Source organism: Bacillus sp. Bvel1 (assembly GCF_014872755.1).
In the GTDB taxonomy this organism is placed as follows: domain Bacteria; phylum Bacillota; class Bacilli; order Bacillales; family Bacillaceae; genus Bacillus; species Bacillus velezensis.
Map to the genome: position 1 here is coordinate 751616 of NZ_JAAOBZ010000008.1, position 25800 is coordinate 777415.

The following is a 25800-nucleotide window of genomic DNA, read 5'->3' on the forward strand; positions in this document are numbered from 1 at the left end:
TTTAATTTCAAAAGATTATAATATTCATGAAAACGTTTTAACTTTATGAAAGAAGGGATTCCTCATGAAAAGAATTTTATTAGCCTGCAGCTCAGGCATGTCCACCAGCCTTCTTGTGACGAAAATGCAGAATTACGCCAGCTCCATCGGTGAGGAGGCCGAGATTTGGGCAGTCGGACAGGATAAAGCAAAAGAAGCGATGAAAGACGCAGACGTCGTACTGATCGGCCCGCAGATGAGTTTTTTAAAAGGCGAGCTTCAGAAAGAGGCGGACCCGCTTCACATCACCGTTGATGTGATTGATATGATGGCATACGGCATGGGAGACGGCAAAAAAGCATACGAACAGGCCGTTGCCTTGATAGAGAACAAATAAAGGAGGCGATAAGCATGGAAACGTACACGGATGAACAGATCAGTTTTCAGCTGATTCTTCACAGCGGCAATGCCCGCAGCTGTATTATTCAATCGATACGCGCTTATAAAGACGGCCGGCCAGATGAGTCAGACACCTTTCTGACAAAGGCTGAAGAAGAACTGGGAAAAGCGCACGACATCCATTTTCAGATGATTCAAAAAGAAGCCGGCGGCGCCAAGACGGATGTCTCCCTGCTTTTTATGCATGCTGAAGACCACTTAATGTCAGCGCTCTCAATGAAAGAGATCGTCAAAGAAATGCTCGACTTATTTCAATCAAAGAATTTATAAAAAGCCGGGGGTGAAGACGTGTTTGAGAAAATCAGCCAATTCCTTGTTCCGATCGCGGGCAAATTAAACAATAACCGCTACCTGCAAGTCTTACGGGATGCTTTTATGCTGGCGTTTCCGCTGACCATTTTCGGTTCGGTGTTCGTCGTGCTGACGAACCTGCCGTTTTTAAACAAAATCATGAGCAGCTCCGCCCTGTCTGTCTTTCAATCCGGATTTGGCGGCGCTTCGACGGCGACGATGGGGATTATGTCCATTTTTGTCGTCTTCGGGATCGGCTATTACCTTTCAAAAAGCTACGAAGTGGAGGCCGTATTCGGCGGAGCGATTGCATTGGTTTCTTTTCTGCTGCTCACCCCGTTCGTCTTAGAGCCGGAAACGGGCAAAGCGGTCGCAGGCGTCATTCCGGTTGACCGGCTTGGAGCAAAAGGGATGTTTCTCGGCATGATAACCGCTTTTTTGTCGGGTGAAATCTACAGAAGAATCGTCCAGAGAAACTTAACGATTAAGATGCCTGCCGGTGTTCCTCCGGCTGTTGCTAAATCGTTCGCCGCATTGATTCCGGCTTTTATCACGCTTACCGTCTTCCTCTTGATCAATGCGGCTGTCACCCAGATCTTTCACACCAATCTGCATGATGTCATTTATCATACGGTTCAAGCCCCGCTTGTCGGACTTGGAAGCGGCATCATTCCTACATTAATCGCTGTTTTCTTTATTCAGATTTTATGGTTTTTCGGACTTCACGGACAGATCATTATCAATTCCGTGATGGACCCGATCTGGAATACATTACAGGTCGAAAATTTGGCTGCGTATACAGCGGGAAAAGAGATTCCCCATATTATTTCTAAGCCGTTTATGGAGATTTACACCGTCGGAATGGGCGGAACCGGAATGACATTGGCCATAGTGATCGCCATCTTGCTTTTTATGAAAAGCAAACAGATGAAACAGATATCCAAACTCGGTCTCGCGCCGGGCATTTTCAACGTCAATGAGCCGGTTATTTTCGGTTTGCCGATCGTGATGAACCCGATCATTATCATTCCGTGGGTGATCGCACCGATGGTTGTCACGCTCGTCACCTACCTGGCCATGTCGGCGGGGATCGTGCCCCCTCCTACCGGCGTGACCGTGCCCTGGACCGTCCCCCTTTTCATTAACGGGATTATGGCGACCAATTCCGTCATGGGCGGCATTATGCAGCTGGTCAACCTCTGTATTGTGTTTATTATCTGGTTCCCGTTTCTTAAAGCGCTGGACAAATTAAACATGGCAAAGGAAAAAGAAGCCGAGGCCGAGCAGCATGCACGGGATGACAGCATGAGTATGTAATCAAAATCGCAGTAAGGGAGAGAAATCAATTGACTGAATCTAATATTCAATATCGTTTTCCGGAAGGATTCTGGTGGGGGTCTTCCGCCTCCGCCACCCAAACAGAAGGCGCCGCCGACAAAGACGGAAAAAGCCAAAACATATGGGATTACTGGTATGAAAAAGAGCCGAGCCGTTTTTTTAACGGCGTCGGCCCCGGCGACACGTCACGTTTTTATGATCAATACAAGGAGGATATCCGGCTGATGAAAGAAATCGGACACAACTCCTTCCGGCTGTCTATTTCCTGGTCAAGATTGATTCCGGACGGAACTGGCGAGGTCAATCAGAAAGCGGTCGCGTTTTATCAGGACGTCATCGATGAAATGCTTGCCCATCGCATTGAGCCGTTTGTCAATTTGTTTCACTTTGACATGCCTCTCGCCCTTCAGCGTAAGGGGGGCTGGGTCAGCCGGGACACCGTTGACGCGTTTGAACATTACGCCAAAACATGCTTTTCGCTATTCGGTGACAAAGTGAAAAAATGGTTCACTCACAACGAGCCGATTGTGCCGATTGAAGGCGGCTACTTATACGACTTTCACTATCCGAATCACGTTAATTTTCAAGAAGCGGTGCAGGCCGGCTTCCATACCCTGCTGTCGAATGCAAGGGCTGTCAAAGCCTACAGAGAATTGAAACAGGACGGACAAATCGGAATCATTCTGAATCTGACGCCTTCTTATCCGAGAAGCTCACACCCTGAAGATCTGAAAGCATCCCGGATTGCCGACGCCTTTTTCAACCGCTCATTTTTAGATCCCGCCGTAAAGGGCGAATTTCCTGAGGAGCTTGTCGAGATTCTCAAGGCGGAAGGCTTTCTGCCGCGTTATGAGAAAGAAGATCTCCGCCTCATTCAGGAGCATACGGTTGACCTCTTAGGCGTGAACTACTACCAGCCGAGACGCGTCAAGGCAAAAGAACATGTTCCGAATCCGCACGCCCCTTTCCTGCCTGAGCGTTTCTTCGATCCGTATGTTATGCCCGGACGGAAAATGAACCCTCACCGCGGGTGGGAAATATACGAAAAAGGAATCTATGACATTCTCACCAATCTCAGAGAACATTACGGAAATATCGAATGTTTTATTTCCGAGAACGGCATGGGAGTTGAAGGCGAGGAACGCTTCCGCGATGAAAACGGCATCATTCAGGATAATTACAGGATTGAATTTATCCGGGAACATCTCAAATGGGTGCATCGGGCCATCGGAGAAGGTTCAAATGTAAAAGGCTATCACCTGTGGACTTTCATGGACAACTGGTCTTGGACAAATGCTTATAAAAACCGCTACGGCTTTGTATCTGTCAATCTGGAAAACGGGGGCGAACGGACCGTCAAAAAAAGCGGCCGCTGGTTCAAATCCGTTTCCGATCAAAACGGATTTTAACAGATGAGGAGGTACGGCCATGCTTGGAGGTATTGAAGCCGGCGGCACGAAATTTGTCTGTGCCGCCGGACAAAAAGACGGCACCATTCTGGACAGGGCGGAGTTTCCGACGGGAGAACCGGATGACACACTCAGACAAGTCATCCGTTACTTTAAAGATTTCCCGATAGAAGCCATCGGCATCGGGTCGTTCGGACCGATTGACATCCGCCCCGACAGTCAAACATACGGGTGCATCACCGCGACGCCGAAGACAGCCTGGCGGAACTGCCCTATTCTTCAAACGATCAAAAGCGCACTGCATATTCCCGCAGGCTTCACCACCGACGTTAATGCGGCGGCGCTCGGAGAAGCTTCTTTCGGCGCGGCCAAAAACACGGACAGCTGCCTCTATTTGACGGTCGGCACTGGCATCGGAGCGGGCGCCATCATGAACGGCAGATTTGTTCAAGGGCTGTCTCATCCTGAAATGGGCCACATTTATGTCAGAAGACACCCGGACGACGGCTACAAAGGCAATTGCCCTTACCATACAGATTGCCTGGAAGGCCTCGCGGCAGGTCCCGCCATTGAGAAACGCTGGGGGAAAAAAGCATATCTGCTGGCGGATCAGCAGGAAGTGTGGGAGCTTGAAGGCTATTATATTGCCGAAGCGCTTGTGCAGTATATTCTCATACTTTCGCCGGAAAAGATCATCCTCGGCGGGGGCGTCATGAAGCAGCATCAGCTGTTCTCTTATATCCGTCAGCACGTGAAAAAGCGGCTGAATCAATATATTGATCTGCCCGACATTGAACACTTCATCGTTTCCCCTCAATTAGGGATTCACTCCGGCGCTGCCGGTTCGCTCGTATTGGCGGAGCGCGCATTAGAGACGGCAAACCGGGAGGCGGGAAAATGACGAAACTCTTATTTTTGGAACCGGTTTTTAAAGAAAGATTATGGGGCGGGACGAAGCTGCGCGATACATTCGGGTATGAGATTCCTTCTGAGCGGACGGGAGAGTGCTGGGCGATTTCAGCTCATCCGCACGGTACATCCATCGTGCGGAACGGGCCTTTTTCCGGAACATCATTACACCGGCTCTGGAATGAACACCCTGACCTGTTCGGACATCCGAAAGAAGACGCTTTTCCCCTGCTCACAAAAATTCTTGACGCAAATATGGACTTATCCGTGCAGGTTCATCCGGATGACGCATATGCACATCGGCATGAAAACGGAGAACTCGGAAAAACGGAATGCTGGTACGTGTTGGACTGCAAAAAAGACGCGGAGCTCATTTTAGGGCACCGCGCCCAAACAAAAGAAGATTTCGTTCGGCTCATTGAACGAAACGAGTGGGATCACCTGCTCCGCCGCATCCCCATTAAGCCCGGCGACTTTTTCTATGTCCCGAGCGGCACACTGCACGCTTTATGTGAAGGTACGCTCGTTCTTGAAATCCAGCAAAGCTCTGATGCCACCTACCGGCTTTACGACTATGACCGGACGGATGGGAACGGGAATAAACGCGAGCTTCATCTTGAGAAAGCAATTGACGTAACAGACATTCCCCATACCGATGAAAATGTAAAAAGCACTAAGCATCGGATCGGAGATGCTCTTATTACGATACTCGCCGAAACACCTTTCTTTTCAGTTTATCAATGGGATGTGAGCGGGAAAGCATCATTCCCCGCACCCGGCCGGTATTTACTCGCAAGCGTCATTAAAGGACGCGGAGAACTGGATGGATGCCCCGTTCACAAAGGCGATCACTTTATCGTGCCGGCGGATTCCGGAGATTTTGTTATAGAAGGAGATTGTGAGGTTATCGTTTCACATCCTTCATCATCTTAAAAATCAGGAGGTCTTTTATATGCTTAAAAAATTAGCAGTCTGCCTGTCTATCATTTTATTACTCTTAGGAGCCGCCAGTCCGATATCGGCTCACACCGTTTATCCCGTCAACCCAAATGCCCAGCAGACGACAAAAGATATCATGAACTGGCTGGCCCACCTGCCCAACCGTTCAGAAAACAGGGTCATGTCCGGAGCGTTCGGCGGGTACAGTGATGTCACTTTTTCAATGACAGAGGAAAACCGCTTGAAAAACGCGACGGGACAGTCTCCCGCCATCTACGGCTGTGACTATGGGAGAGGGTGGCTGGAAACAGCGGATATCACCGATACTATCGATTACAGCTGCAACAGCAGCTTAATCTCATACTGGAAAAGCGGCGGCCTCCCTCAGGTCAGCCTGCATCTCGCAAATCCGGCCTTTCCATCCGGAAACTATAAAACGGCCATCTCAAACAGCCAGTACAAAAACATCCTTGACCCTTCAACTGTGGAAGGAAAACGGCTTGAGGCGCTGCTCAGCAAAATCGCCGACGGCCTTACTCAGCTGAAAAATCAAGGCGTCACCGTTCTGTTCAGACCGCTGCATGAAATGAACGGCGAGTGGTTCTGGTGGGGGCTGACAGGCTACAACCAAAAAGACAATGAGAGAATCTCGCTGTACAAAGAGCTTTACAAGAAGATATACCGCTATATGACAGAGACAAGAGGATTGGATAACCTTTTGTGGGTGTATTCGCCGGATGCCAACAGAGACTTTAAAACAGACTTCTACCCAGGCTCATCTTATGTGGATATTACCGGTCTGGACGCTTACTTCACTGATCCGTATGCGATATCAGGCTATGATGAAATGCTGTCTCTGAAAAAACCGTTTGCCTTTGCCGAAACCGGTCCGTCCGGCAATATCGGAAGCTTTGATTATGCTGCTTTTATTAATGCGATCAGGCAAAAATACCCTCAGACCGCGTACTTTTTGACATGGGATGAACAATTAAGTCCGGCGGCCAATCAAGGCGCGCAAAGCCTTTATCAAAACAGCTGGACGCTGAACAAGGGCGAAATATGGAACGGCGGGTCCTTGACGCCGATCGCGGAATAACCGCTTCTTTTGAAAATCGGTTTTAAAAAACGGCTCTGCTGGGCATATTGTTACCGTTCAAAAAGGAGGGTTCAACAATGGAAAATAACAAAAACAGCGAAGAAACGCTTTCCAGTAAGACGACCGGTAAAGGCGAGTCAGAAGACACGCTGACAAACCGGCAGGGCCATCCGGTCACTGACAACCAGAATGTCAGGACAGTCGGCAATAGAGGACCGACGACATTGGAGAATTATGATTTTTTGGAGAAAATCAGCCACTTTGACCGCGAACGGATTCCCGAGCGCGTCGTTCACGCGCGCGGCGCCGGCGCACACGGATACTTTGAGGCGTACGGAAGTTTTGGAGACGAGGAGATTTCTAAATATACAAGAGCGAAAGTGTTTCAAAAGAAAGGAACGAAAACTCCGGCGTTTGTGCGGTTTTCTACCGTCAACCACGGGAAGCATTCCCCGGAAACATTGCGTGATCCCCGGGGTTTTGCCGTTAAGCTTTATACCGAAGACGGCAACTGGGATCTGGTCGGCAACAACCTGAAAATCTTTTTTATCCGTGATCCGCTGAAGTTCCCGGATCTTGTGCACGCATTTCAGCCTGATCCCGTTACGAACATTCAGGACGGCGAGCGTATTTTCGACTTCATTTCCCAATCACCGGAAGCGACTCATATGATCACTTTCTTGTTTTCGCCGTGGGGCATCCCGGCCAACTACCGGCAGATGCAGGGCTCAGGCGTCCATGCCTACAAATGGGTCAATGAAGAAGGAAAAGCCGTGCTCGTCAAATATCACTTTGAACCGAAACAGGGCATCCGCAACCTGACACAGAAGGAAGCGGAAGAGATTCAGGGGAAAAACTTTAACCATGCGACACAGGATTTGTATGAGGCGATTGAAAAAGGCGATTACCCTGAATGGGAAGTGTATGCGCAAATCATGACTGATGACGAGCATCCCGAGCTGGATTTTGATCCGCTTGATCCGACCAAGCTGTGGTATAAAGACGATTTCCCTTGGAAGCCGATCGGCAAATTGGTTCTGAACAAAAACCCGGAAAACTACCATGCCGAGGTGGAACAAGCATCATTCGGAACGGGCGTGCTTGTGGACGGCCTTGATTTTTCAGATGACAAATTACTTCAGGGACGGACATTCGCCTATTCAGATACCCAGCGGTACCGCGTCGGCGCAAATTACCTGCAGCTCCCGATCAACTCGCCGAAAAAGCATGTCGCCACCAACCAGGAAGGCGGACAAATGCAGTATCGGGTCGATCGGGCAGAAGGACAAAACCCGCACGTCAACTATGAGCCGTCCATTATGGGAGGACTCACCGAAGCAAAGCAGGATGGGAAAGACCATACACCTCATGTCGAAGGCGATGTGAAGCGGGAAGCGATCGACCGGCCGAATAACTTCGGCCAGGCCGGTGAAACATACCGCAGATTTTCGGAATTTGAACGGACCGAATTGATCACAAACCTGGTCAATACGCTTTCTTCCTGCCGGAAAGACATTCAGGATCAAATGATTGAGAATTTCACAAAAGCAGATCCGGACTACGGAAAACGTGTTGCGGAAGGGCTGAAAAAAGCCTCCGAAAGCAGCAGCGGCGGGCCGATCGGCACTACTGATACAGCACAAGCCGCAAAACAGGCTGAACAGGAAAGCCATCCGTCTGATCCGTATTAAATAAAAAAACAGGACAATCGCGTCCTGTTTTTTTTTGAGCTAATTCAGCTCCTGTATATTCTGCTCCGCCGCGGCCGCAAATACTTTCGGCTCCGGACGGTCAAGATCTTCATGGAATAAACTTACTTTGTGAATCTGCCGGTTGTCGTACAGATGAAAGTAGTAGTTCCCGGTGTCACAGCACATAACCGACGTATACTGCGTATAATCAATTTCATTCTCCTCTGTGATCACCGCGCCTTTTGGAATATTCACATTGGACAGCACGTGAAAAGCGGCCGTAACGCCATCCGTTTCATGAGCGGCAGGCTCTAAATGCTCTTTCAGATAAGCGGCTCTGATGAACCGGGATGGCGGCGTGTAATCACCGGGAAGCCCGATCGTTCCAGATCCTTGGCCGAAAGCGGTTAATGTCATTCCGCCCAATGTTTTGCTTTCTGACTGCTGCGGCCTGATTCCGATATAATGGCGCAGATTGGTCACATGCCAAGGAAATTCCGGACTGTTGGTCATCACTCCGGGTTTGTTGTCATATACTTTCATTCCCTCCGGTGTCGGCTCGATGACAATGCAGCCGCCCGTGCGGTCTGATAAAATCCAATGAAGAGGCAGCACCGTATCCAATAACATTAACTTCTTCTCTACAATCGTCAGCATTGAGAGCTTTTCCTTTATGTCTTCAAGAGATTCACAGTTTGATAAGGCCCAGGTGACAAACTCATGAGGAGCGATGTGACAGGTGCCCTCCCGTTCCGCTTTCTCGTATCCCGCAAAGCCCGGAAAATACAGCGTCGCACACGACAGCCCTTTTTCATTTACGCCGTCGGCAAACAGAACATTGCCGAGATTTCTCCCCATGCCGATAAATGCGTATTTCGTCTTATGCATCCTGCCGTCAGCTTCGCTTTTCCAGCTGTACTGACGAGGGTAAAGCACGACGTCCGTACCGAGCTGAAATGCAAAATCCATCGTTCGCGCCAATAGGTGATTACCGTCTGTCGTTTTCAATGTAAGACTTGTACACATATCATCAATCCCCTTTTCATAAATGAAATTTACACAAAGTAAACTATTCTTTCAGCTTAACGAATAATGGCTCCATTCGTCAAAAGATTGACACATTTCTCCTTCATACATATTAGTCCGTAAGCATATCCATGCCTTTTAATCCCTGGTAAATCGTTTAGGCGGCAGTGTTTGTACCGTTTTTCAAAAAAACTTTGAACGGCTGTCAGCGAGGCTTTACAATGTTTTTCCTGCATGCTGGAATTTGTAAACGGCAGGTCAATCTGTTAAGCTATGTCTTTATGTTAAAGAAGAACATACGGAGGAGATTATCTATTGAAAGTAGAAAGGCGAACGATTGAACATATTCCGCATGACGAAAGACACGGAAAGGCTAAAGATTTATTCCCCGTCTGGTTCGGGGCTAATATGCATATTACGACGTTAGTCACAGGCACACTGCCCGTTACAATGGGACTCGATCTCTTTTGGAGTATCGCCGCCATTGTGATCGGAACCTTTATCGGCGCAATCTTTATGGCGTCTCATTCCGCACAAGGACCTCAGCTCGGAATTCCGCAAATGATTCAAAGCCGCGCGCAATTCGGCGTGATCGGAGCGATTCTGCCCCTCTTTTTGGTCATGTTTATCTACCTGGGCTTCTTTGCGAGCAGTACGATTCTCGCAGCCGGTACACTGAGCAGCTTTGTCCCGATTCCGGCTTCATGGTGTATTATCGGCTTAAGCGCCATCTGTTTTTTACTCACGATCTACGGTCATGATCTGATTCACAAAATGCAGAAAATCCTCTCTTGGACCTCCTTTGCCGTTTTTTTTGCTGCAACGATTCTTATTTTTCAACTGCCGATTCCTTCAGGAAGCTGGGTGCCCGGCTCATTAGATCTGCCTGTTTTTCTAGTGGCGGTCAGCGCGGTGGCCACATGGCAGCTGGCATACGCGCCATATGTCGCAGATTATTCCCGTTATCTGCCGGTCAAAACACCGGCATCGCATACTTTTTGGTACAGCTATGCAGGTACGTCAGTCAGTTCCATCTGGATGATGCTTCTCGGCGCCATTTTGACGACGGCGCTCCCGGAATTTACCGCTAATGCGGGAAATGAGATTGTCCGATTGTTCGGTCCGTTTTCCTTTATTATGCTGATCATCGTCCTGTTCGGGCAAATGGCGATCAACGTCTTTAATTTATACGGAGCCTTTATGTCAACCACGACTACCTTGGAGCCGTTTTTAAAACTGAAGGTGACGCCGAAAACGAGAGTGGTAATGATCCTTTGTGTGACGGCAGCGGGTACTGTATTAAGTCTCTTGGGCCAAAGCAATTTCATGGAACTGTTTTTAAATTTCATCTTTTTCATCAGTTATTTCTTAATTCCATGGACGGCGATCAACCTCGTGGATTACTATTTTATCCGCCGCGGAAAATACCACGTCAAATCGATGTTTGACGTCAACGGACAATACGGCAGGGTCAATTGGATTACAGCGGCCGCCTTCGTTTTGTCGATTATATTAGAAATCCCGTTCATCAATACATCCTTTTACATCGGGCCGCTCGCTGAAATATTCGGCGGAGGCGACATTGCCTGGGTCATCGGCCTGGCCGTTCCGTCGCTGCTGTATTATGTCCTGATGAAATCAAGGTTAAAACAAAAAGAGGCGCCTTCCCTATGAAGACGCCTTTTCTTTATTCATATTCCTTCCATACACGCGGCAGCAGTTCAGAAAGTTCGTGCGCCAATAAGGTATGGGCGGAGCGCTCTTTCGTCCATAATTCCGCACATTCGCCGTGAAGGCGGACGGCGTTCAATACGGCGTGCTTCGGATCTTGATGACAGCACAGCATGCCGAGAATCATTCCCGTCAGCGTGTCGCCGGTCCCGCCTTTTGCAAGCGCGCCGTTTCCGGTTGTATTCCTGCGGCATTCCCGGTCGGGAAAAGCGATAATGGTTTCGTTTCCTTTCAGGACAATCGTGACATGAAGCCGCTCCGCCCATTCCGCGGCATATTCCGCTCTGTTCTGCTGAATCTCTTGAATCGGAAGGCCTGTCATTCTGGAAAATTCGCCGGGATGAGGCGTCAAGATCACGGGAGCTTTCCTCTTCGGATAGGTTCTTTTCGTAATGGCGCCCGCATCCAGTATGACGGGATAATCGCCAGAAAGCAGCTGATCAGCCGCCTGCTGCACCTCGTCTGTTTGGGGAAGGCCCGGCCCGATGGCAGCGGCCCGGATGGTTTCCCCGGGCTGGCCCGCCGCGGCTTTTATCCACCCGTCCCGCCAGTACGTGGCTTCCGGCAGCACCGGGACGATAAGCGGAATGACGCCTGCCGATGTACCGATGACGAGCTTGCCGACACCGCTTCTCATCGCACCCAATCCGGCCAGAAGGGCGGCTCCCGGCATGTCATCGCTCCCGGCCAGCAATAACGCCGTCCCGAACGTGCCTTTATGGCTGTCCGCCTCCCGTTTCGGCAGCGTATCTTTCACATCCTGTTCCGTCCAATCCATTATATTCATCTCTGTACCTCCTCTTCTGTCTCCTATTTATATTCCAAACAAGAAGAGATTTTAAACCGCACAAAAAAACAGCCGCTCGTTTGCGGCTGTTTATGTTCTGATCGGAACATCAAGACGGTAAAGCTTCCGGTACCGTTCGTTTTCTGCAAGCAGCTCTTGATGGGTTCCTTCCATTTCTGCTTTTCCATTTTCTAAAAAGACGATTTTATCAGCTGTTTCCACACCCGCTAAATGGTGTGTAATCCAGAGGATCGTTTTCTCTTTAAAGACATCAAAAATCGTATCAAGCAATTCTCGTTCAGTGACCGCATCAAGGCCGATCGTCGGTTCATCAAGGATAATGACCGGCGTGTCTTGGAGCAGAATACGGGCAAGCGCGATCCGCTGCCGTTCCCCGCCTGAGAAACGAATCCCCGTCTCCTGCACGGACGTTTCATATCCGTCAGGCAGTGATTCAATATAATCATGCAGCTTCACTTGCCGAGCCGCACGCTTAACATCTTCATCACTCGCCTTGCCGTTTCCGAGCCGGATATTGTTCATAATGCTCGTGTTAAAGAGATGAGGTTTCTGATTCAAAACGGCCACCGCTGAGGAAATCTGCTCCTGCACGGCCGCAGTTTCCAGCCCGTTCAGCATCACCTTGCCCGAATCGGGAACTAAGGCGCCTTCAATTAAAGCGAGAGAGGTCGACTTACCGGAGCCGCTCCTGCCGAGCAGCGCCATTTTTTCCCCCTGGCGGAGAGTGAAGGAAAAACGGTCAAGCACATGACTGTGCTGATCATAAGAAAACGTCACGTTATCAAATGTAAGTGTCACATCGGATACATCCAGTATCTCATCTGTCTGCTTCACCTCACGACTTCGCAGCTCCGGAGCCGCCTTACTCATTCTTTTGATGGAATCCTGATAAGAAGGCACTTCCGTCAGCGCATCCGAAAGGGGCAGAAACGCCTCCGTCAATGGAAATACGACAAGCACAAAGGCTGCGATCATCGTGTTGGCGATGCTGCCGTCCGCATACTGACCCGCCGTCCAGAACAGCATGATCAATATGAAGCCGCCGACAAGGCATTGCGCGGCGAGATCACGCCATCTCGTAAACCGCTGACGTTTGCTTTCAAGGTCAAACCATGCCTTCTCTTTCTCTTCATAAGAGGAAATAAAGGCCGCCTGTCGTCCCGAGAACATCCAGTCGCTCACGCCGAGCACGGCATCTGTCAGCCGGCTGTAGAGCGTATTCCGGCCGCTTTTCAGCCTCATGTTTTTCGCTCTCGTCACAAGAAGCGACACAACCGGAAACAATACAACCAATATAAACAGGTAAATCGCCGCAAAAGCGGCAAACGGCCAGGAAAAAAAGCCGAGTCCGATAACGGATGCCGCATACAGCAGCAAAGCGGAAACCGCCGGGAAAATCGTTTTTAAAAACGCATCCTGCAAATGCTCAATATCCTCAGCCAAAATGCCGAGCATGTCGCCCGTCCGAAAACGGGATGAAAGCATGAGCGAGGCCGGCTCCAGCATATTGTAAAGCCGCACCCTCATATCGGACACGATTTTCAAAATGATATGGTGCCCCGTCAGGCGCTCGGCGTACCGTGAGACTGAACGGGCAATCCCGAAGGTGCGCACGGCCACAATCGGAACGTACACCAGCAGGATATTCTCAGGCCTTGTCGCCGACTTAGAGATCAAAAAACCGGAAGTGAACATGAGAAAGGCCGCCGAAAAAATCGTCACCGCGCCTAAAAAAATCACAAGAACAAACAAACGGGCATTTTGCTTTATATACGGCAGAATCCATTCTTCTTTTCTCATGTTCTTTCCCCCAGTTGCGCCTTTACAAGTTTGGCATATACGCCTTGTTTCGCCATCAATTCGTCGTGGGTGCCGATTTCCGCCGCCGCGCCGTCATCAAGCACGATAATTTCGTCCATCTCAAGCATCCAGTGAAGACGGTGAGTGGCCAGAAAGACAAGTTTGTTTTCAAACAGGTCTTTCATCGTTTCTTTTATTTCATATTCTGTTTCAATATCAAGGTGAGCGGTCGGCTCATCCAAAAGGAGAATCGGCCGGTTTCCTAAAAAGGCTCTGGCCAGCGCGACACGCTGAGCCTGCCCTCCGCTGAGCGCCCGTCCGCCCTCGCCGATCCGGCCGTCAAGGCCGCCGGGCAGATCGCGGATCAGTCCGGAAAGACCCGCTGAATCAGCAGCGCGCGCCGTTTCCTCACGGGAAGCATCAGGATGATAAAACCGGATATTATTCATAAGCGTGTCATCAAAAATGTACGGATGCTGCGGAATATAAAGCAGCTGCTTCTGCCAGCCGTCTGACTGCAGATGCGAGCGGGATTCACCGTTTACCTTGATCTCACCGGACGCAGGCTCTAAAAAGCCGCCCAGCACATCAATGAGTGTCGATTTTCCCGCACCGCTTTCCCCGATAATTCCGATTTTCTTCTTCCCTTTAAAGGACAGATGAAATTCAGACATCGATTCTCGGACGGACAAACGCGTAAGCTGTAATTCATCCCCGTCAGTCCACGTATCAAGTTCGAGCGGCTTTTCTTCTTTAAAACCGGGCTGCGCCAAAATCGCTTGAATGGTTTTCCCCGCCTCCTGCCCGTTTAACGTCGCGTGGTAATCATTTCCCACTTCGCGGACCGGGAGAAAATATTCAGGCGCGAGAATCAGAGCTGTCAATGCCGGACCGAGCAGAATTTGTCCGTCTATCAGCCGCAAGCCGAGAAACACAGCCACTGTCGCCACCGACAGCATCGTAAAGAAATCCAGGGCGAATGATGATAAAAACGCGACCCGGAGCGTGCTCATCGTCGCCTTGCGGTATCTCTCACTGACATGAAAGATGTTTTTACTGTGTGATTTGCTTAACCCTAAAAACCGCAATGTCTCCAGTCCGCGGAGCGAATCCACGAAATGATTGGAAAGCGTCTGATAGGACTTCCATTGGCGATCGGCTTTTTTCTGTGCGACAAGTCCGAGCAGGATCATAAATACAATCAAAATCGGAAGCGCAAGAATCAGAATCAAAGCCGATGTTTTATCCTGAAAAAACACGTAAATAACAACGGCCGCCGGCACAATCGCCATGCTGACCATTTTCGGCAGAAACAGCTCTAAATAACGGCGGAACTGGCTGATGCCTTCCATCGCCAGCGTCACCATCCGGCCCGTTCCCTCTTTTTTCGCAAAGCGGGGGCCGAGACGGAACAATTGCTCAAGAAATCTTTTTCTTAAGTCTGCGCCGGTTTGCGCGGCATATTGGTACACGATTTTCTGCCGGACCGCGGTTACCGCATGCCGGACCAAAAACGCAAGCAGGAAAAAGCCGATAACCGGATAAAGAGAAGCAATCCGCTTCCCGTTAAATAATCCGGTTACCGCCTGGCTCAGCCATTCCGCCTGCAAGATGATGGCGGCCGTTTGTATAATCGTTAATCCCGTAATGATCGCAAGAATCCGCTTCATTCCTTTATAAAGAAACAGGTCTTTTCCCATTAATAAGTCATAGGCTCCTTATGGCTGACGCGTTTCCGGAAGACATAATAGCTCCAGATCTGACTGCCGATGACAAACGGCAGCAGAGTCAGTGCGGCAATTGTCATGACCTTAAGTGAATAATCACCGGAAGACGCGTTAGCTACTGTTAAGTCATACGCGCTTTTCAGCGAGCTGACCATGACGCGAGGGAACAGAGAGATAAAAATCATCGCAACTGTCAAAGCAAGACCCGCGCCGGTCATACCGAATGCCCAGCCGTCTTTTTTCTTGCTCATGAACACAACAGCAAGAACGTTGCAGATGACAATCAGCACGAATACCGGAATCGTGATGTTTGCCCGGCGTGTAAACATATCCGTATCGTATGCAGACATCGCAAAGAAAGCAAGTACAACAAGAAAGATAACACCGATTACGCGTTTTGCCATTTTTCTCGCACGCTCTTGTAAATCACCGATCGTGCGCAGTGTGACAAACATTAAACCGTGCAGGAATGAAAGAAGGGTGACGGCTGCTCCGCCAAGAACGGAATACACGTTCACAATATCTGAGAAACCCGCATGCATATTCATATGGCCGTCAATCGGCATGCCGCGGAACAAGCTTGTGAAGATAAGGCCGAATACAAACGGCGGGATAAGGCTGCCGAAGAAAATCACCCAGTCCCATGTTTTGACCCATTTTAAATGATTCACTTTTCCGCGGAATTCAAACGCCACCCCGCGGCCCATTAAAGCAAGAAGGATGATGATAAACGGAATATAATATCCGCTCAGCATCGTCGCATACCAGTTCGGGAATGCCGCGAAGATCGCTCCCGTACCTGTCAGCAGCCATACCTCATTCGCATCCCAGAACGGGCCGATGGTGTTAATCAGCACTCTGCGTTCTAATTCATTATGGCCAAGAAATCGGGTCGAAATGCCGACACCGAAATCAAAACCTTCTAAAAAGAAAAATCCGACAAACAAAACTGAAACGAGTACAAACCAAAGATCATGAAGTGACCCCATGGTAGACCTCCTGACTGAACGGATCCGTTGATACAGGAACATCCTTGTGATCATCATGGTCCGCACCTTTTTTAATTTCACGAACGAATAGGAAGACAAGCAGCGCGCCTAAAATCAAGTACATGACGCCGAAACCGATAATTGAAAACAGCAGAGATCCCGTCGTTACGTTAGGCGAAACGGATTGTGCGGTTGTCATTTGCCCCATAACCGTCCACGGCTGGCGGCCGATTTCAGTCATAATCCATCCGGCAGAGTTCGCAATGAACGGGAATACGATCAGTGCGATCATGCCCCGTAAATACCACTTGCTCGTATGAAGCTTTTTGCGGCGGTTCAGAATAAAGCCTGCAATCGCGGCAAAAATCATAAGCGCACCCGCTCCCGCCATAATGCGGAAACTCCAGAACGTCGTTTTAACAGGCGGGATATAATCGCCTTTTCCGTACGTTTTTTCATATTCTTTCTGAAGTGTTTTCATCCCTTTCACACTGCCGCTGAACTTCTGGTAAGCCAAGTAGCTGAGTGCGTAAGGAATTGAAATTTCTGATGTGTTTTTTTCTTTATTCGTATCAATATTCGCAAAAGCCGTCCACGCGGCAGGATCACCGCTGTCATCCCAAAGCGCTTCACTGGCGGCCATTTTCATCGGCTGCGATTCCATTAAATGCTCAGCCTGCATGTGTCCGCTGAACGCAACGCCGATACCGGCGATCAGACCGACAATCATCGAAAGCTTGAAAGATTTATGGAAGAAAGGCACTTCTTTTTTCTTCAATAATTTAAATGCGCTGACACCGGCGATAAAGAAAGCACCCGTCGCAAGCGCTCCGAAAATGACGTGAGGGAATTCAACCCAAAGCTGAGGGTTTGTCAAAAGCGCTCCGAAGTCATTCATTTCCGCGCGGCCGTTTTTAATCGTAAAGCCGACCGGCTCCTGCATGAATGAGTTTGCCGTCAAAATCCAGAAAGATGACATAATCGTTCCGAAGGATACAAGCCAAATGCAAAGCAAATGCACTTTTTTAGATAAACGGTCCCAGCCGAAAATCCATAATCCGATAAAAATAGACTCCATAAAAAACGCCAAAAGCGCTTCAATCGCAAGCGGAGCCCCAAATACGTCCCCGACAAAACGGGAATAATCAGACCAGTTCAATCCGAACTGGAATTCCTGAAGAATCCCTGTGACGACGCCGACAGCAAAGTTAATTAAAAAGAGATGCCCCCAAAATTTAGCCATTTTGAGATAGGCCTCTTGTTTTTTGACAACATAAAGCGTCTCCATCAAAGCAACCATAAACACAAGCCCGATAGACATAGGCACAAACAAGAAGTGAAACAATGTTGTAGATGCAAATTGAATGCGGGCTAATACCAACTCACTCATGATGTTTTTCCTCCAATCTGGTAAATTGCTCAACATTTCACAAACATAGTGAAATCATTGCTCGGTATTTCACAAAAAATGATATATTTGCTCAATGTTTCACAAATTCGTCAAAACTATTGAAATATCAGCCTGTACACCCTGGGGGACAGCGGCTGTCATAGAAATGATTCAATATCATTACTTTACAACGATTCAGCCCAAAAAAAAAGATCAATATACCTAAAATCAGGCTGAAATTGTGACTGATTATTGTCGGATTTGTAGAGATTTTATGTCAGCACCTAGGATATTTGTCCCTTTGATATCGTACCTCTTTTTTATTCGTGTGGCGAACAAAATGCTTTTCTCGGTGAAAAAGCCCGCCAAATCGCCATTTTGAGAAAGAAAATGTGAAGAAAGCATGTCCTCTAGTAAATTCATAATATATGAACAATTTAAATTTTTTAGTATACTTTAAATGGGGATATTTTTTCACTACATAACGACTGGGGGAACAAGCATGGGAGAACTTCAACCAAAATTGCAAACGGATTCAATCCAAAAACAGGAACGGAATGATAACTGGTTTGCCAGAGCAATGAATATAAGAATCGGCATTATTCCTCTTCCTATCTATATCCTGCTTTTCTTGCTTATTACGGTGTTTGTCATGAGCCGTGATGTAAAAAGCGACATTCTGACATCAATTGCCGTCATGAGTTTTTTCGGATTTACCTTCGGCCAGATCGGAAAATCCATTCCGATCGTGCGGTCCATCGGCGGCCCTGCGATTCTCGCAACCTTTATTCCATCCGCTGTCGTCTACTACCACCTGCTTCCGAAAGACATTATTACTTCAACAACAGAATTCACGGAAAGCTCCAACTTTCTCTATCTATTTATTGCCGGTATCGTCGTCGGCAGTATTCTCGGGATGAAAAGAGAGACGCTCGTCAAAGCTTTCGTTAAGATTTTTATTCCGCTGATCGCCGGGTCTATCGCGGCCGCCATCGTCGGCTTATGCGTCGGGACGCTGCTCGGGCTCGGCTTTCAGCACACGCTGCTTTATATCGTCGTTCCGATTATGGCGGGGGGTGTCGGTGAAGGCGCGATTCCTTTATCCATCGGCTACTCCGATATTATGCCGATGTCCCAGGGAGACGCCTTTGCGCTTGTGCTGCCGTCCATCATGCTCGGCAGCCTGTGCGCCATTATGTTATCGGGTTTGCTGAATGTCATCGGGAAACGCAAACCGGAATGGACGGGCAACGGGAAGGTTGATAAGTCTGATCATTCCGCTCCCGCATTGGAACAGCCGGCCGATGATAAAACGTTTGATTTGTCCTTTTTCGCTTCGGGCGGTATTTTAGCGGTTTCCCTTTATTTGGTCGGCATGCTGGCGCATGATTTCTTTCAGCTTCCGGCTCCAGTCGTGATGCTCGTCCTTGCCGTTCTCATTAAGCTGTTCAGGCTGGCGCCGGCTTCGATTGAAAACGGAGCCTTCGGCGTCTCGCGCTTTTTCTCGACAGCCGTGACCTATCCGCTCTTATTTGCGATCGGCGTTTCAATGACACCGTGGGACAAACTGATTGCGGCGTTTACGATCAGCAACATCATTACCATTTTATCAATCGTCATCACGATGATGGCCGTCGGTTTTCTGACCGGAAAATGGCTGAATCTGTACCCGATTGAGACGGCGGTCATTAATGCCTGCCATTCCGGCCAGGGCGGCACCGGCGACGTCGCGATCTTGAGCGCCGCTGAACGGCTTGAGCTTATGCCGTTCGCCCAAGTGTCGACCAGAATCGGCGGAGCGATTACCGTGAGCGTCACCCTTCTGCTGCTTCATCAATTCTATTAAACTGAAAAAAAGCCTCCGCATATGCGGAGGCTCTGTTATTTCATCACATTTTGAATATAAGAGCCGAATGCCGCGCCGGACATGCCCGGCGACACACGGACGCGGTGAAGCCCGTAAAGCCCCTGATCTCTAGACGCCGCTCCCGGCTCTGTCGTGACCGCCATACGGTAGCCTGACGAGGCGGCGGCTTTTAATGTTTCTTTATTATATCGTCCGACAGGGTAGCTGATCATAGTCGTCCGCTGCCCGAACATTTGATCAAATAAACGCTTAGAGTCCTTCATTTCACGTCGCTGCTGCTGCGGTGTGAGCCCGTTCAATTCGAGATGGTTCATCGTATGGCTCTGAATGGAAATGCCGTGGGCGGCCATCTCCTTCATTTGCTTCTCAGTCAGATGATTCTTATGCCCGATAAAGTTTCCGATCATAAAGATTGTCGCTTTCATCTTGTATTTCTTTAAAATGGGATAGGCCGCTTTCACATTGTCTGTATAGCCGTCATCAAATGTGATCAGAACACATTTTTCACGCGGCTCCTTATCCTCCGTCAGCATCAGATAGGCTTCTTCAGGAGTCATCGTATAATAGCCGTGATCATGAAGCCACTTCATATGCTGCCGGAATTCTTCCTTCGGCACACGCAGGCTGTTTCCCTCTGAAATGCTGTGATACATCAGAATCGGCAGTCTCGCCGTCCCTTTCGTTTGAACCCAGGCGGACGTATCCGGCTCTTTTTTGATTTGCCTCTTTACGGACTTTTTTTCGCTGTGCGCTTCTGCCTTCGGAATGCTTTGTTCGGCGCTTGCCTCATGACCTGAGCAGGCGGCAAGTGTAAACACGGCAGCCAAAAGGCACATGCACATGATCATGCGTTTCATCGTTTTCCTGCTTTCTGTCTTCTATTTACTTTTTATATCGGTTATGCGTTATAAATTGTTACATCAAAAAAGCCGGACATCCAGCTGTCCGGCTTTGCGTTATGAGCGGATTCTGATTTCTGTTTCACTGTCAAAAAAGTGAGCCTTATTCATGTCGAAAGCGACGGTCAATTCCTCACCGGCACGAATGTCATGGCGGGCGTCAATCCGGGCGATAAAATCCTGATCCCCGATCCGGGAATAAACCATAATTTCTGACCCGAGCAATTCCGCGACATTGATTTTAGCTGTGATGGATGAATTCTTATAAGATTCTACCACAATCAGCTCGTCATGTATGTCTTCCGGGCGGATGCCGAAGATGATATCTTTGCCGGCATACCCTTTTTCCCGGAGCATTTTCATTTTCCCTTCCGGCACGCTGAGAGCGGCTGAACCGATCTGAATGGCGCCGTCCGTCAGCTTTCCTTTGAAAAAGTTCATCGCCGGGGAGCCGATGAACCCGCCGACAAATACGTTTTCAGGATGTTCATACACTTCTTTCGGGGTGCCGATCTGCTGAATTTTTCCGTCCTTCATGACTACGATGCGTGTCGCCATCGTCAGTGCTTCTGTTTGGTCGTGCGTCACATAGATTGTGGTTGTTTGCAGCCTTTGGTGGAGCTTAATAATTTCTGCCCGCATCTGCACCCGAAGCTTTGCGTCCAGATTTGACAGCGGCTCATCCATTAAGAACACTTTGGCGTCCCTGACAATCGCCCGCCCTAATGCAACCCGCTGACGCTGTCCGCCGGAGAGCGCCTTCGGTTTGCGGTGCAGATACTCTGTGAGCCCCAGCATTTTCGCCGCTTCTTCGACACGTTTTTTAATCTCCGGTTTCGGCATCTTCCTCAGCTTCAGACCGAATGCGATATTATCATAGACCGTCATGTGCGGATATAACGCATAGTTTTGAAACACCATGGCGATATCCCTGTCTTTAGGAGCGATGTCATTCACTCTCGTGTCACCGATATAGAAATCGCCCTTCGTAATGTCTTCCAGCCCGGCTACCATCCGCAAAGTTGTCGACTTGCCGCAACCTGACGGACCGACAAACACGATAAACTCTTTATCTTTAATATGAAGGTTAAAATCATCGACAGCCGCTTCTTTTTGATCGTAATACTTATAAATATGCTCGAGCCGAAGTTCCGCCATGTATATCCCCCTTTATTTGTAAACGCTTTCTTAAATAGGATTGTAACAGCGTCAGACGGCGGCGGATATAGGCAATGTTCATAAAAAAAGACCGCTGTCTTCGTGCACATTTCCCATTTAATGTGATTTTTCATATTGCAGACAAATGAAATAAGCCAGCAGGGCGCCCCGATATGTCTTAATATCAATACCTGAGCGTTCCGCAAATTTATCAATCCGATATTGAAGACTGTTGCGGTGCAAATGCAGTTTTTTCGATGTGAGCGACATGTTTGAGTTATGTTCAATAAAAGTCTGAATCGTATGCTTCAGCTCCGGTTCTTTCTGAAACAGCAGCGCCGCTTCTTCGTGAAGCAAGGCTGAGAGCTTTTCTCTGCTTTCCTCCGTGAGCATGGCCGGAAATACCGTTTCCGCGGTCAGCGTGCTCAGCTGCGGGAGATGACGCCGGCCGATCTGACAATATTGCTGTTCTCTCTGATAATGAAGGCGCAGACGTTCCCCCTTGCAGTAATACCTTCCGACGAAAAAACGGACACTGAAATAAAAATCGCCTTCGAGAATCTTCACAAAAGATGCGATGTCATCCGAATCTGGCGCTTCCAGCTTTTCTTCCTCCACAATCACGCCATGATCCCTCCCCGTCCGGACAACTGTATATGAAACCGGCCAGAAATGGCGCAGCGCTTCCGTAAATGCCCCCCAGTCCCGTTCTCCCAATAAGTCATAATGGATAAAACGGACACGCGGCTCCTTGACATCAGGCACCGGACCTTCTTCCAGCAGAAAACGCCGCCACCTCTTTGCTGCCGCCGTCTCCGGAAAAAAAACGCCTTTTTCTTCAGCGGGCGTCAAAAATGATTCCAGAAGCAGTTTCTCCTTCGGGGTGATATCCTCCTTCGGAATGGCGACATAGACCCGTCTTTTCTCATCATAAAAGCAAAAGACATCCTCCGCCGTACAGCACGTATCAGACAACACAGCCCTCGGGTAAATTGCCAATAACGGGTTCATATGCGCTCCTTTCTATCGCTCTATCATATTTTCAGTATAAAACGTCCGGCCGATTGTATCCACTTCGTTTTAAGAAACAGCTTTCAGGCTATTTCCCGGGAAACGGATATAACCGCTTCTGCCGGCATAAGAAAAAAACCCTCCGCGCCGGCAGAGGGATCCTTTTTATTTAGAGATATCGACGAAGCCTTCACCAAAGACATCACGCACATCATGAACAATGACAAACGCTTTTGTATCACAGCTTTTAATAATTTTTTTGAGCATGGAAAGCTCTTGTTTCTGGATGACGATATATAAAATTTCCTTCGACTGCCCCGTGTAATTTCCTTTACCCGACAGCAGCGTAACCCCTCTGTCCATCAGCGTGTTGACCTGTTCAGCGATTTCGTGCTTATGCTCAGATATAATTGTCACCGCTTTTTTCGTATTCAGGCCTTCAATGATAAAGTCCATCACCTTCGTTCCGATGTACAGCATAACAATGGTAAACATCATTTTTTCCGCACCGATGATGAAATAAGAACTGAAGACGACAATCAGATCAAAGAACAAAAGCGCATAGCTGATATTCCAATCGAGATATTTGTTCGCAATCCTCGCCAAAATGGCAGAACCCGCAGTCGTGCCACCGACTCGAATAATGATCCCGATTCCGACACCGGCAAACACACCCGCAAAAATAGTATTAATAATGAGTTCATGTGAAGGCGAGTGCCAATCATGCGTCAGATGCAGAAACAGTGAGTTGGCGACAACGGTAATGATCGTATAAAGCGTTGTTTTTCCGTCTAAAAATTTATATCCGATAATCAATAAAATCCCGTTCAAAATGATATTCGTCACCCCGGGCGACCATTCAAACACATAGTACAAGATCAGGGTGATTCCCGTTACCCCGCCCTCTCCAAGATCATTCGGAATGGCGAATAAATTAACGGCCAAAGCAAAGATAAAAGCTCCAATAATCAGCATCAGCACATCCAGCAATCTCTTTTTCATCCCAGACACTCCCTTTTTTATAAAATCAAAAAAGCCCGGGAGAGCACTCTTCATTAAAAGAGCAGAAACTCCCGGGCTTTTATCCCAACGTGTCACAGCAGGAACCTGCTGTGTGTTTTCTCTCGGTCCAGACCAATTCAGCATTGCGGAACCCTAGAAAACCACTGTTTTTTATGTTCAGTTTTTATATTATCTTTCAAGATTATACGGGAAATCACGAACATGTTCAACCACTCTTTTTTCAATAAACCTATGGAAAATGCGAACGATCTGCCGATACTAAAAAGGACCTTAAAATACATGACTAAAAAATCATTAAAATACTTTTTTTCTCAAAATATTATTGACTATAGGTTATTTTACAGGCATTATAGTATGTAGTTTTTAAGAAATAGTTTACATAGGAGGAAATATTATGGCAGGCAACCTGGTGTCTTGTAAGGCGTGCGGCAAAGAAATCGCTAAAGGCGTTAAAAAATGTCCAAACTGCGGTAAAGATCAGAGAAACTTTTTCATGAGACATAAAATCATCACATTGCTTCTGGCAGTGGTGGTTATTATCATTCTCGTAAACATCGGCGGCGGAGGCGGTTCTTCATCATCTAAAACTGCGTCTTCAAAAGCTGCGGAATCTAAAGAAAAACTGTATAACATCGGTGACACTGTTAAGACTGAGAAAACTGAAGTTACTGTTACGAAAGTGGAAAAAAGAGATTCAGTAGGCTCTCAATTTGTCGAGAAAAAAGCGTCTGACGGCGGCGTTATCGTAGCTGTTCAATACACGGTTAAAAATGTTTCAAACAAGCCGTTAAGCTCTTTCTCCATTCCAAGAGCGAAATTAGTAGATTCTAAAGGAACATCTTATGATTCAGATATTGATGCTTCTTCAAGCTATGCAACAGAAACAAAAGTAGACAACAGTAAAATTTTAAGTGACTTGAACCCGAACATTAAAGTGACTGACGTAAAAGCTTTTGAAGTGGATAAAAACGCATACTCTAAAGGCACTTGGAAATTAAAGTTCAGCAACGATGTTGAAGTGAAAATTAAATAATCATCATAACAAAAGAGACCCTCATCATTTGAAGGTCTCTTTCTTTTTACACCTTTTGGTACCCGTTCACATTGGAGGACTGCCACTTCCAAGAGTCGGCGCACATTTCTTCAAGCCCGCGCTTTGCTTCCCAGCCTAATTCAGCCTTCGCTTTTGCCGGGTCTGCGAAGCATGCGGCGATGTCTCCCGGGCGTCGGTCGGCAAAACGGTACGGCACTTCTTTTCCTGATACTTTTTCAAACGCCTTGACCATCTCCAGAACGCTGTAGCCTCTTCCTGTGCCGAGATTATAGGCGTCGGCGCCCGTTGTGTTCAGCACCTTTTTGAGCGCTTTGACATGGCCCTCGGCAAGGTCAACGACATGGATGTAATCCCGCACGCCGGTGCCGTCCTTTGTCGGATAATCATTGCCGAACACCTGCAATCGCTCAAGCTTGCCGACAGCGACTTGTGCGACGTACGGCATTAAATTATTCGGGATGCCGTTCGGGTCTTCTCCGATCCGGCCGCTCGGGTGCGCGCCGAACGGATTAAAGTAGCGGAGCAGCGCAATGCTCCATTCAGAGTCCGCATTATGCAGATCGCGTAAAATCTGTTCCAGCATCAGCTTTGTCTGCCCGTAAGGATTGGTGGCGCTTAAAGGAAAATCCTCAGTGATCGGCGTTGTTTCCGGAACGCCGTAAACCGTCGCTGAAGAACTGAAGACGATTTTTTTCACACCGTGTGCCTGCATGGCTTCACATAAAATAAACGTTCCCGTCAGATTATTATGATAATAACGGAGCGGAACAGCCACAGACTCACCGACGGCTTTTAATCCCGCAAAATGAATGACGGCTTCAATCTCATTTTCAGCAAACACCCGGTGAACGGCGTCACGGTCAAGGAGATCCGCTTCATAAAACACAAGCCCTTTTCCGGTAATGTCTTTCACACGCTCCAATGCTTCCGGTGAACTGTTTGACAGATTATCCAGAACCACGATGTCATAGCCGCCGTTTAACAGCTCGACACATGTGTGGCTTCCGATATAACCCGCTCCGCCTGTCACTAAAATCGCCATGAAGAAAGCCTCCCCTATTGAATGAATTGACCATATTATATCGGTTTTTTCTTCCTCAATCATCCATTTCCAAAAAGTTTAATCGTTTAGTCATCGTTTCTTCATAATTTATTTTCATTCGCGTAAAAAACAGAGCCCTCGATTCAAACGGGTTGTGAAATAGA

22 protein-coding genes and 1 riboswitch are annotated in these 25800 nt (G+C 48.2%); of the genes, 11 read left to right on the forward strand and 11 right to left on the reverse strand.

The features are described 5' to 3' along the window. Positions 1–64 precede the first annotated feature (64 nt). From HAP68_RS18165 to katX, 8 genes are all read left to right on the forward strand, one after another. Positions 65–376 (forward strand): PTS sugar transporter subunit IIB, encoded by a 312-nt coding sequence (locus tag HAP68_RS18165; protein WP_003150851.1) that lies wholly within the window; start codon positions 65–67, stop codon positions 374–376. A 14-nt stretch (positions 377–390) separates the two neighbouring features. Beyond that, positions 391–708: a PTS lactose/cellobiose transporter subunit IIA gene (locus HAP68_RS18170; RefSeq protein WP_014306083.1), complete on the forward strand. Its 318-nt coding sequence runs from the start codon at positions 391–393 to the stop codon at positions 706–708. A gap of 18 nt (positions 709–726) precedes the next feature. Further along, a complete protein-coding gene (celB, locus tag HAP68_RS18175) occupies positions 727–2046 on the forward strand; it encodes a PTS cellobiose transporter subunit IIC (protein ID WP_024085959.1) in 1320 nt (439 codons plus the stop codon). A gap of 29 nt (positions 2047–2075) precedes the next feature. After that, positions 2076–3476 carry a glycoside hydrolase family 1 protein gene (locus tag HAP68_RS18180; RefSeq protein WP_024085960.1) on the forward strand — a complete coding sequence of 467 codons (1401 nt, stop codon included), beginning with the start codon at positions 2076–2078 and terminating at the stop codon, positions 3474–3476. A 19-nt stretch (positions 3477–3495) separates the two neighbouring features. Next, positions 3496–4377 (forward strand): ROK family protein, encoded by an 882-nt coding sequence (locus HAP68_RS18185; protein WP_024085961.1) that lies wholly within the window; start codon positions 3496–3498, stop codon positions 4375–4377. Beyond that, positions 4374–5318: a mannose-6-phosphate isomerase, class I gene (gene manA, locus HAP68_RS18190; RefSeq protein ID WP_024085962.1), complete on the forward strand. Its 945-nt coding sequence runs from the start codon at positions 4374–4376 to the stop codon at positions 5316–5318. Before HAP68_RS18185 ends, manA begins: the two co-directional genes overlap by 4 nt. 19 nt (positions 5319–5337) lie before the next feature. Beyond that, the gene (locus tag HAP68_RS18195; RefSeq protein WP_024085963.1) at positions 5338–6420 is read left to right on the forward strand and encodes a glycosyl hydrolase; all 1083 of its coding nucleotides are present in this window, start codon (positions 5338–5340) and stop codon (positions 6418–6420) included. Between the two features lie 77 nt (positions 6421–6497). Continuing rightward, positions 6498–8111 (forward strand): catalase KatX, encoded by a 1614-nt coding sequence (gene katX / locus HAP68_RS18200; protein ID WP_003150841.1) that lies wholly within the window; start codon positions 6498–6500, stop codon positions 8109–8111. A 39-nt stretch (positions 8112–8150) separates the two neighbouring features. Here katX and HAP68_RS18205 read toward each other — a convergent pair whose 3' ends face one another. Next, complete coding sequence (locus HAP68_RS18205; protein ID WP_003150840.1) at positions 8151–9137, reverse strand: choloylglycine hydrolase family protein; 987 nt, start codon at positions 9135–9137, stop codon at positions 8151–8153. Positions 9138–9452: 315 nt separating this feature from the next. On the opposite strand from HAP68_RS18205, the gene HAP68_RS18210 reads away from it, so the two are divergent. Next, positions 9453–10811 carry a purine-cytosine permease family protein gene (locus HAP68_RS18210; protein WP_015387516.1) on the forward strand — a complete coding sequence of 453 codons (1359 nt, stop codon included), beginning with the start codon at positions 9453–9455 and terminating at the stop codon, positions 10809–10811. Between the two features lie 13 nt (positions 10812–10824). On the opposite strand, the gene HAP68_RS18215 is transcribed toward HAP68_RS18210, so the two are convergent. The 5 genes from HAP68_RS18215 to HAP68_RS18235 form a co-directional block, all read right to left on the reverse strand. Next, positions 10825–11655 carry an NAD(P)H-hydrate dehydratase gene (locus HAP68_RS18215; protein ID WP_046341458.1) on the reverse strand — a complete coding sequence of 277 codons (831 nt, stop codon included), beginning with the start codon at positions 11653–11655 and terminating at the stop codon, positions 10825–10827. 90 nt (positions 11656–11745) lie between these two features. Then, entirely contained in the window at positions 11746–13476 is a 1731-nt protein-coding gene (cydC, locus tag HAP68_RS18220) for a thiol reductant ABC exporter subunit CydC (RefSeq protein WP_024085965.1), read from the reverse strand. Next, positions 13473–15176, reverse strand: a complete 1704-nt coding sequence (cydD, locus tag HAP68_RS18225) for a thiol reductant ABC exporter subunit CydD (RefSeq protein WP_024085966.1) — start codon at positions 15174–15176, stop codon at positions 13473–13475. Before cydD ends, cydC begins: the two co-directional genes overlap by 4 nt. After that, positions 15176–16192, reverse strand: a complete 1017-nt coding sequence (cydB, locus tag HAP68_RS18230) for a cytochrome d ubiquinol oxidase subunit II (protein ID WP_003150830.1) — start codon at positions 16190–16192, stop codon at positions 15176–15178. Before cydB ends, cydD begins: the two co-directional genes overlap by 1 nt. Continuing rightward, a complete protein-coding gene (locus HAP68_RS18235; protein WP_024085967.1) occupies positions 16176–17582 on the reverse strand; it encodes a cytochrome ubiquinol oxidase subunit I in 1407 nt (468 codons plus the stop codon). Before HAP68_RS18235 ends, cydB begins: the two co-directional genes overlap by 17 nt. A 502-nt stretch (positions 17583–18084) precedes the next feature. Here HAP68_RS18235 and cimH point away from each other — a divergent pair. Next, positions 18085–19428, forward strand: coding sequence for a citrate/malate transporter CimH (gene cimH / locus HAP68_RS18240; protein WP_024085968.1), 1344 nt, complete (start codon positions 18085–18087; stop codon positions 19426–19428). A gap of 35 nt (positions 19429–19463) precedes the next feature. Here cimH and HAP68_RS18245 read toward each other — a convergent pair whose 3' ends face one another. The 4 genes from HAP68_RS18245 to HAP68_RS18260 form a co-directional block, all read right to left on the reverse strand. Then, positions 19464–20306 carry a polysaccharide deacetylase family protein gene (locus HAP68_RS18245; protein WP_003150825.1) on the reverse strand — a complete coding sequence of 281 codons (843 nt, stop codon included), beginning with the start codon at positions 20304–20306 and terminating at the stop codon, positions 19464–19466. 99 nt (positions 20307–20405) lie between these two features. Beyond that, positions 20406–21506, reverse strand: a complete 1101-nt coding sequence (locus HAP68_RS18250; protein ID WP_014306096.1) for an ABC transporter ATP-binding protein — start codon at positions 21504–21506, stop codon at positions 20406–20408. Positions 21507–21623: 117 nt separating this feature from the next. Beyond that, a complete protein-coding gene (locus tag HAP68_RS18255) occupies positions 21624–22517 on the reverse strand; it encodes a PucR family transcriptional regulator (protein WP_003150820.1) in 894 nt (297 codons plus the stop codon). Positions 22518–22682: 165 nt separating this feature from the next. Further along, positions 22683–23519, reverse strand: coding sequence for a YitT family protein (locus HAP68_RS18260; RefSeq protein ID WP_003150818.1), 837 nt, complete (start codon positions 23517–23519; stop codon positions 22683–22685). 66 nt (positions 23520–23585) lie between these two features. Further along, positions 23586–23687: riboswitch (guanidine-I (ykkC/yxkD leader) on the reverse strand. 346 nt (positions 23688–24033) lie between these two features. Between HAP68_RS18260 and HAP68_RS18265 the strand changes: the two genes are divergently transcribed. Next, positions 24034–24573, forward strand: a complete 540-nt coding sequence (locus tag HAP68_RS18265; protein ID WP_119834765.1) for a DUF4352 domain-containing protein — start codon at positions 24034–24036, stop codon at positions 24571–24573. A gap of 46 nt (positions 24574–24619) precedes the next feature. Here the strand turns inward: HAP68_RS18265 and galE are convergent, their stop codons facing one another. Beyond that, complete coding sequence (gene galE / locus HAP68_RS18270) at positions 24620–25636, reverse strand: UDP-glucose 4-epimerase GalE (RefSeq protein ID WP_024085969.1); 1017 nt, start codon at positions 25634–25636, stop codon at positions 24620–24622. Between the last annotated feature and the right edge of the window lie 164 nt (positions 25637–25800).

Coding starts and splice junctions, on each gene's coding strand:
- HAP68_RS18185 (WP_024085961.1), top strand. CDS start 3,496: ATGCTTGGAGGTATTGAAGCCGGCGGCACGAAATTTGTCTGTGCCGCC.
- HAP68_RS18170 (WP_014306083.1), top strand. CDS start 391: ATGGAAACGTACACGGATGAACAGATCAGTTTTCAGCTGATTCTTCAC.
- cydB (WP_003150830.1), bottom strand. CDS start 16,192: ATGGGGTCACTTCATGATCTTTGGTTTGTACTCGTTTCAGTTTTGTTT.
- cydD (WP_024085966.1), bottom strand. CDS start 15,176: ATGGGAAAAGACCTGTTTCTTTATAAAGGAATGAAGCGGATTCTTGCG.
- HAP68_RS18235 (WP_024085967.1), bottom strand. CDS start 17,582: ATGAGTGAGTTGGTATTAGCCCGCATTCAATTTGCATCTACAACATTG.
- HAP68_RS18195 (WP_024085963.1), top strand. CDS start 5,338: ATGCTTAAAAAATTAGCAGTCTGCCTGTCTATCATTTTATTACTCTTA.
- HAP68_RS18255 (WP_003150820.1), bottom strand. CDS start 22,517: ATGAACCCGTTATTGGCAATTTACCCGAGGGCTGTGTTGTCTGATACG.
- HAP68_RS18265 (WP_119834765.1), top strand. CDS start 24,034: ATGAGACATAAAATCATCACATTGCTTCTGGCAGTGGTGGTTATTATC.
- HAP68_RS18250 (WP_014306096.1), bottom strand. CDS start 21,506: ATGGCGGAACTTCGGCTCGAGCATATTTATAAGTATTACGATCAAAAA.
- cimH (WP_024085968.1), top strand. CDS start 18,085: ATGGGAGAACTTCAACCAAAATTGCAAACGGATTCAATCCAAAAACAG.
- katX (WP_003150841.1), top strand. CDS start 6,498: ATGGAAAATAACAAAAACAGCGAAGAAACGCTTTCCAGTAAGACGACC.
- HAP68_RS18205 (WP_003150840.1), bottom strand. CDS start 9,137: ATGTGTACAAGTCTTACATTGAAAACGACAGACGGTAATCACCTATTG.
- HAP68_RS18165 (WP_003150851.1), top strand. CDS start 65: ATGAAAAGAATTTTATTAGCCTGCAGCTCAGGCATGTCCACCAGCCTT.
- HAP68_RS18215 (WP_046341458.1), bottom strand. CDS start 11,655: ATGAATATAATGGATTGGACGGAACAGGATGTGAAAGATACGCTGCCG.
- cydC (WP_024085965.1), bottom strand. CDS start 13,476: ATGAGAAAAGAAGAATGGATTCTGCCGTATATAAAGCAAAATGCCCGT.
- HAP68_RS18260 (WP_003150818.1), bottom strand. CDS start 23,519: ATGAAAAAGAGATTGCTGGATGTGCTGATGCTGATTATTGGAGCTTTT.
- HAP68_RS18245 (WP_003150825.1), bottom strand. CDS start 20,306: ATGAAACGCATGATCATGTGCATGTGCCTTTTGGCTGCCGTGTTTACA.
- manA (WP_024085962.1), top strand. CDS start 4,374: ATGACGAAACTCTTATTTTTGGAACCGGTTTTTAAAGAAAGATTATGG.
- galE (WP_024085969.1), bottom strand. CDS start 25,636: ATGGCGATTTTAGTGACAGGCGGAGCGGGTTATATCGGAAGCCACACA.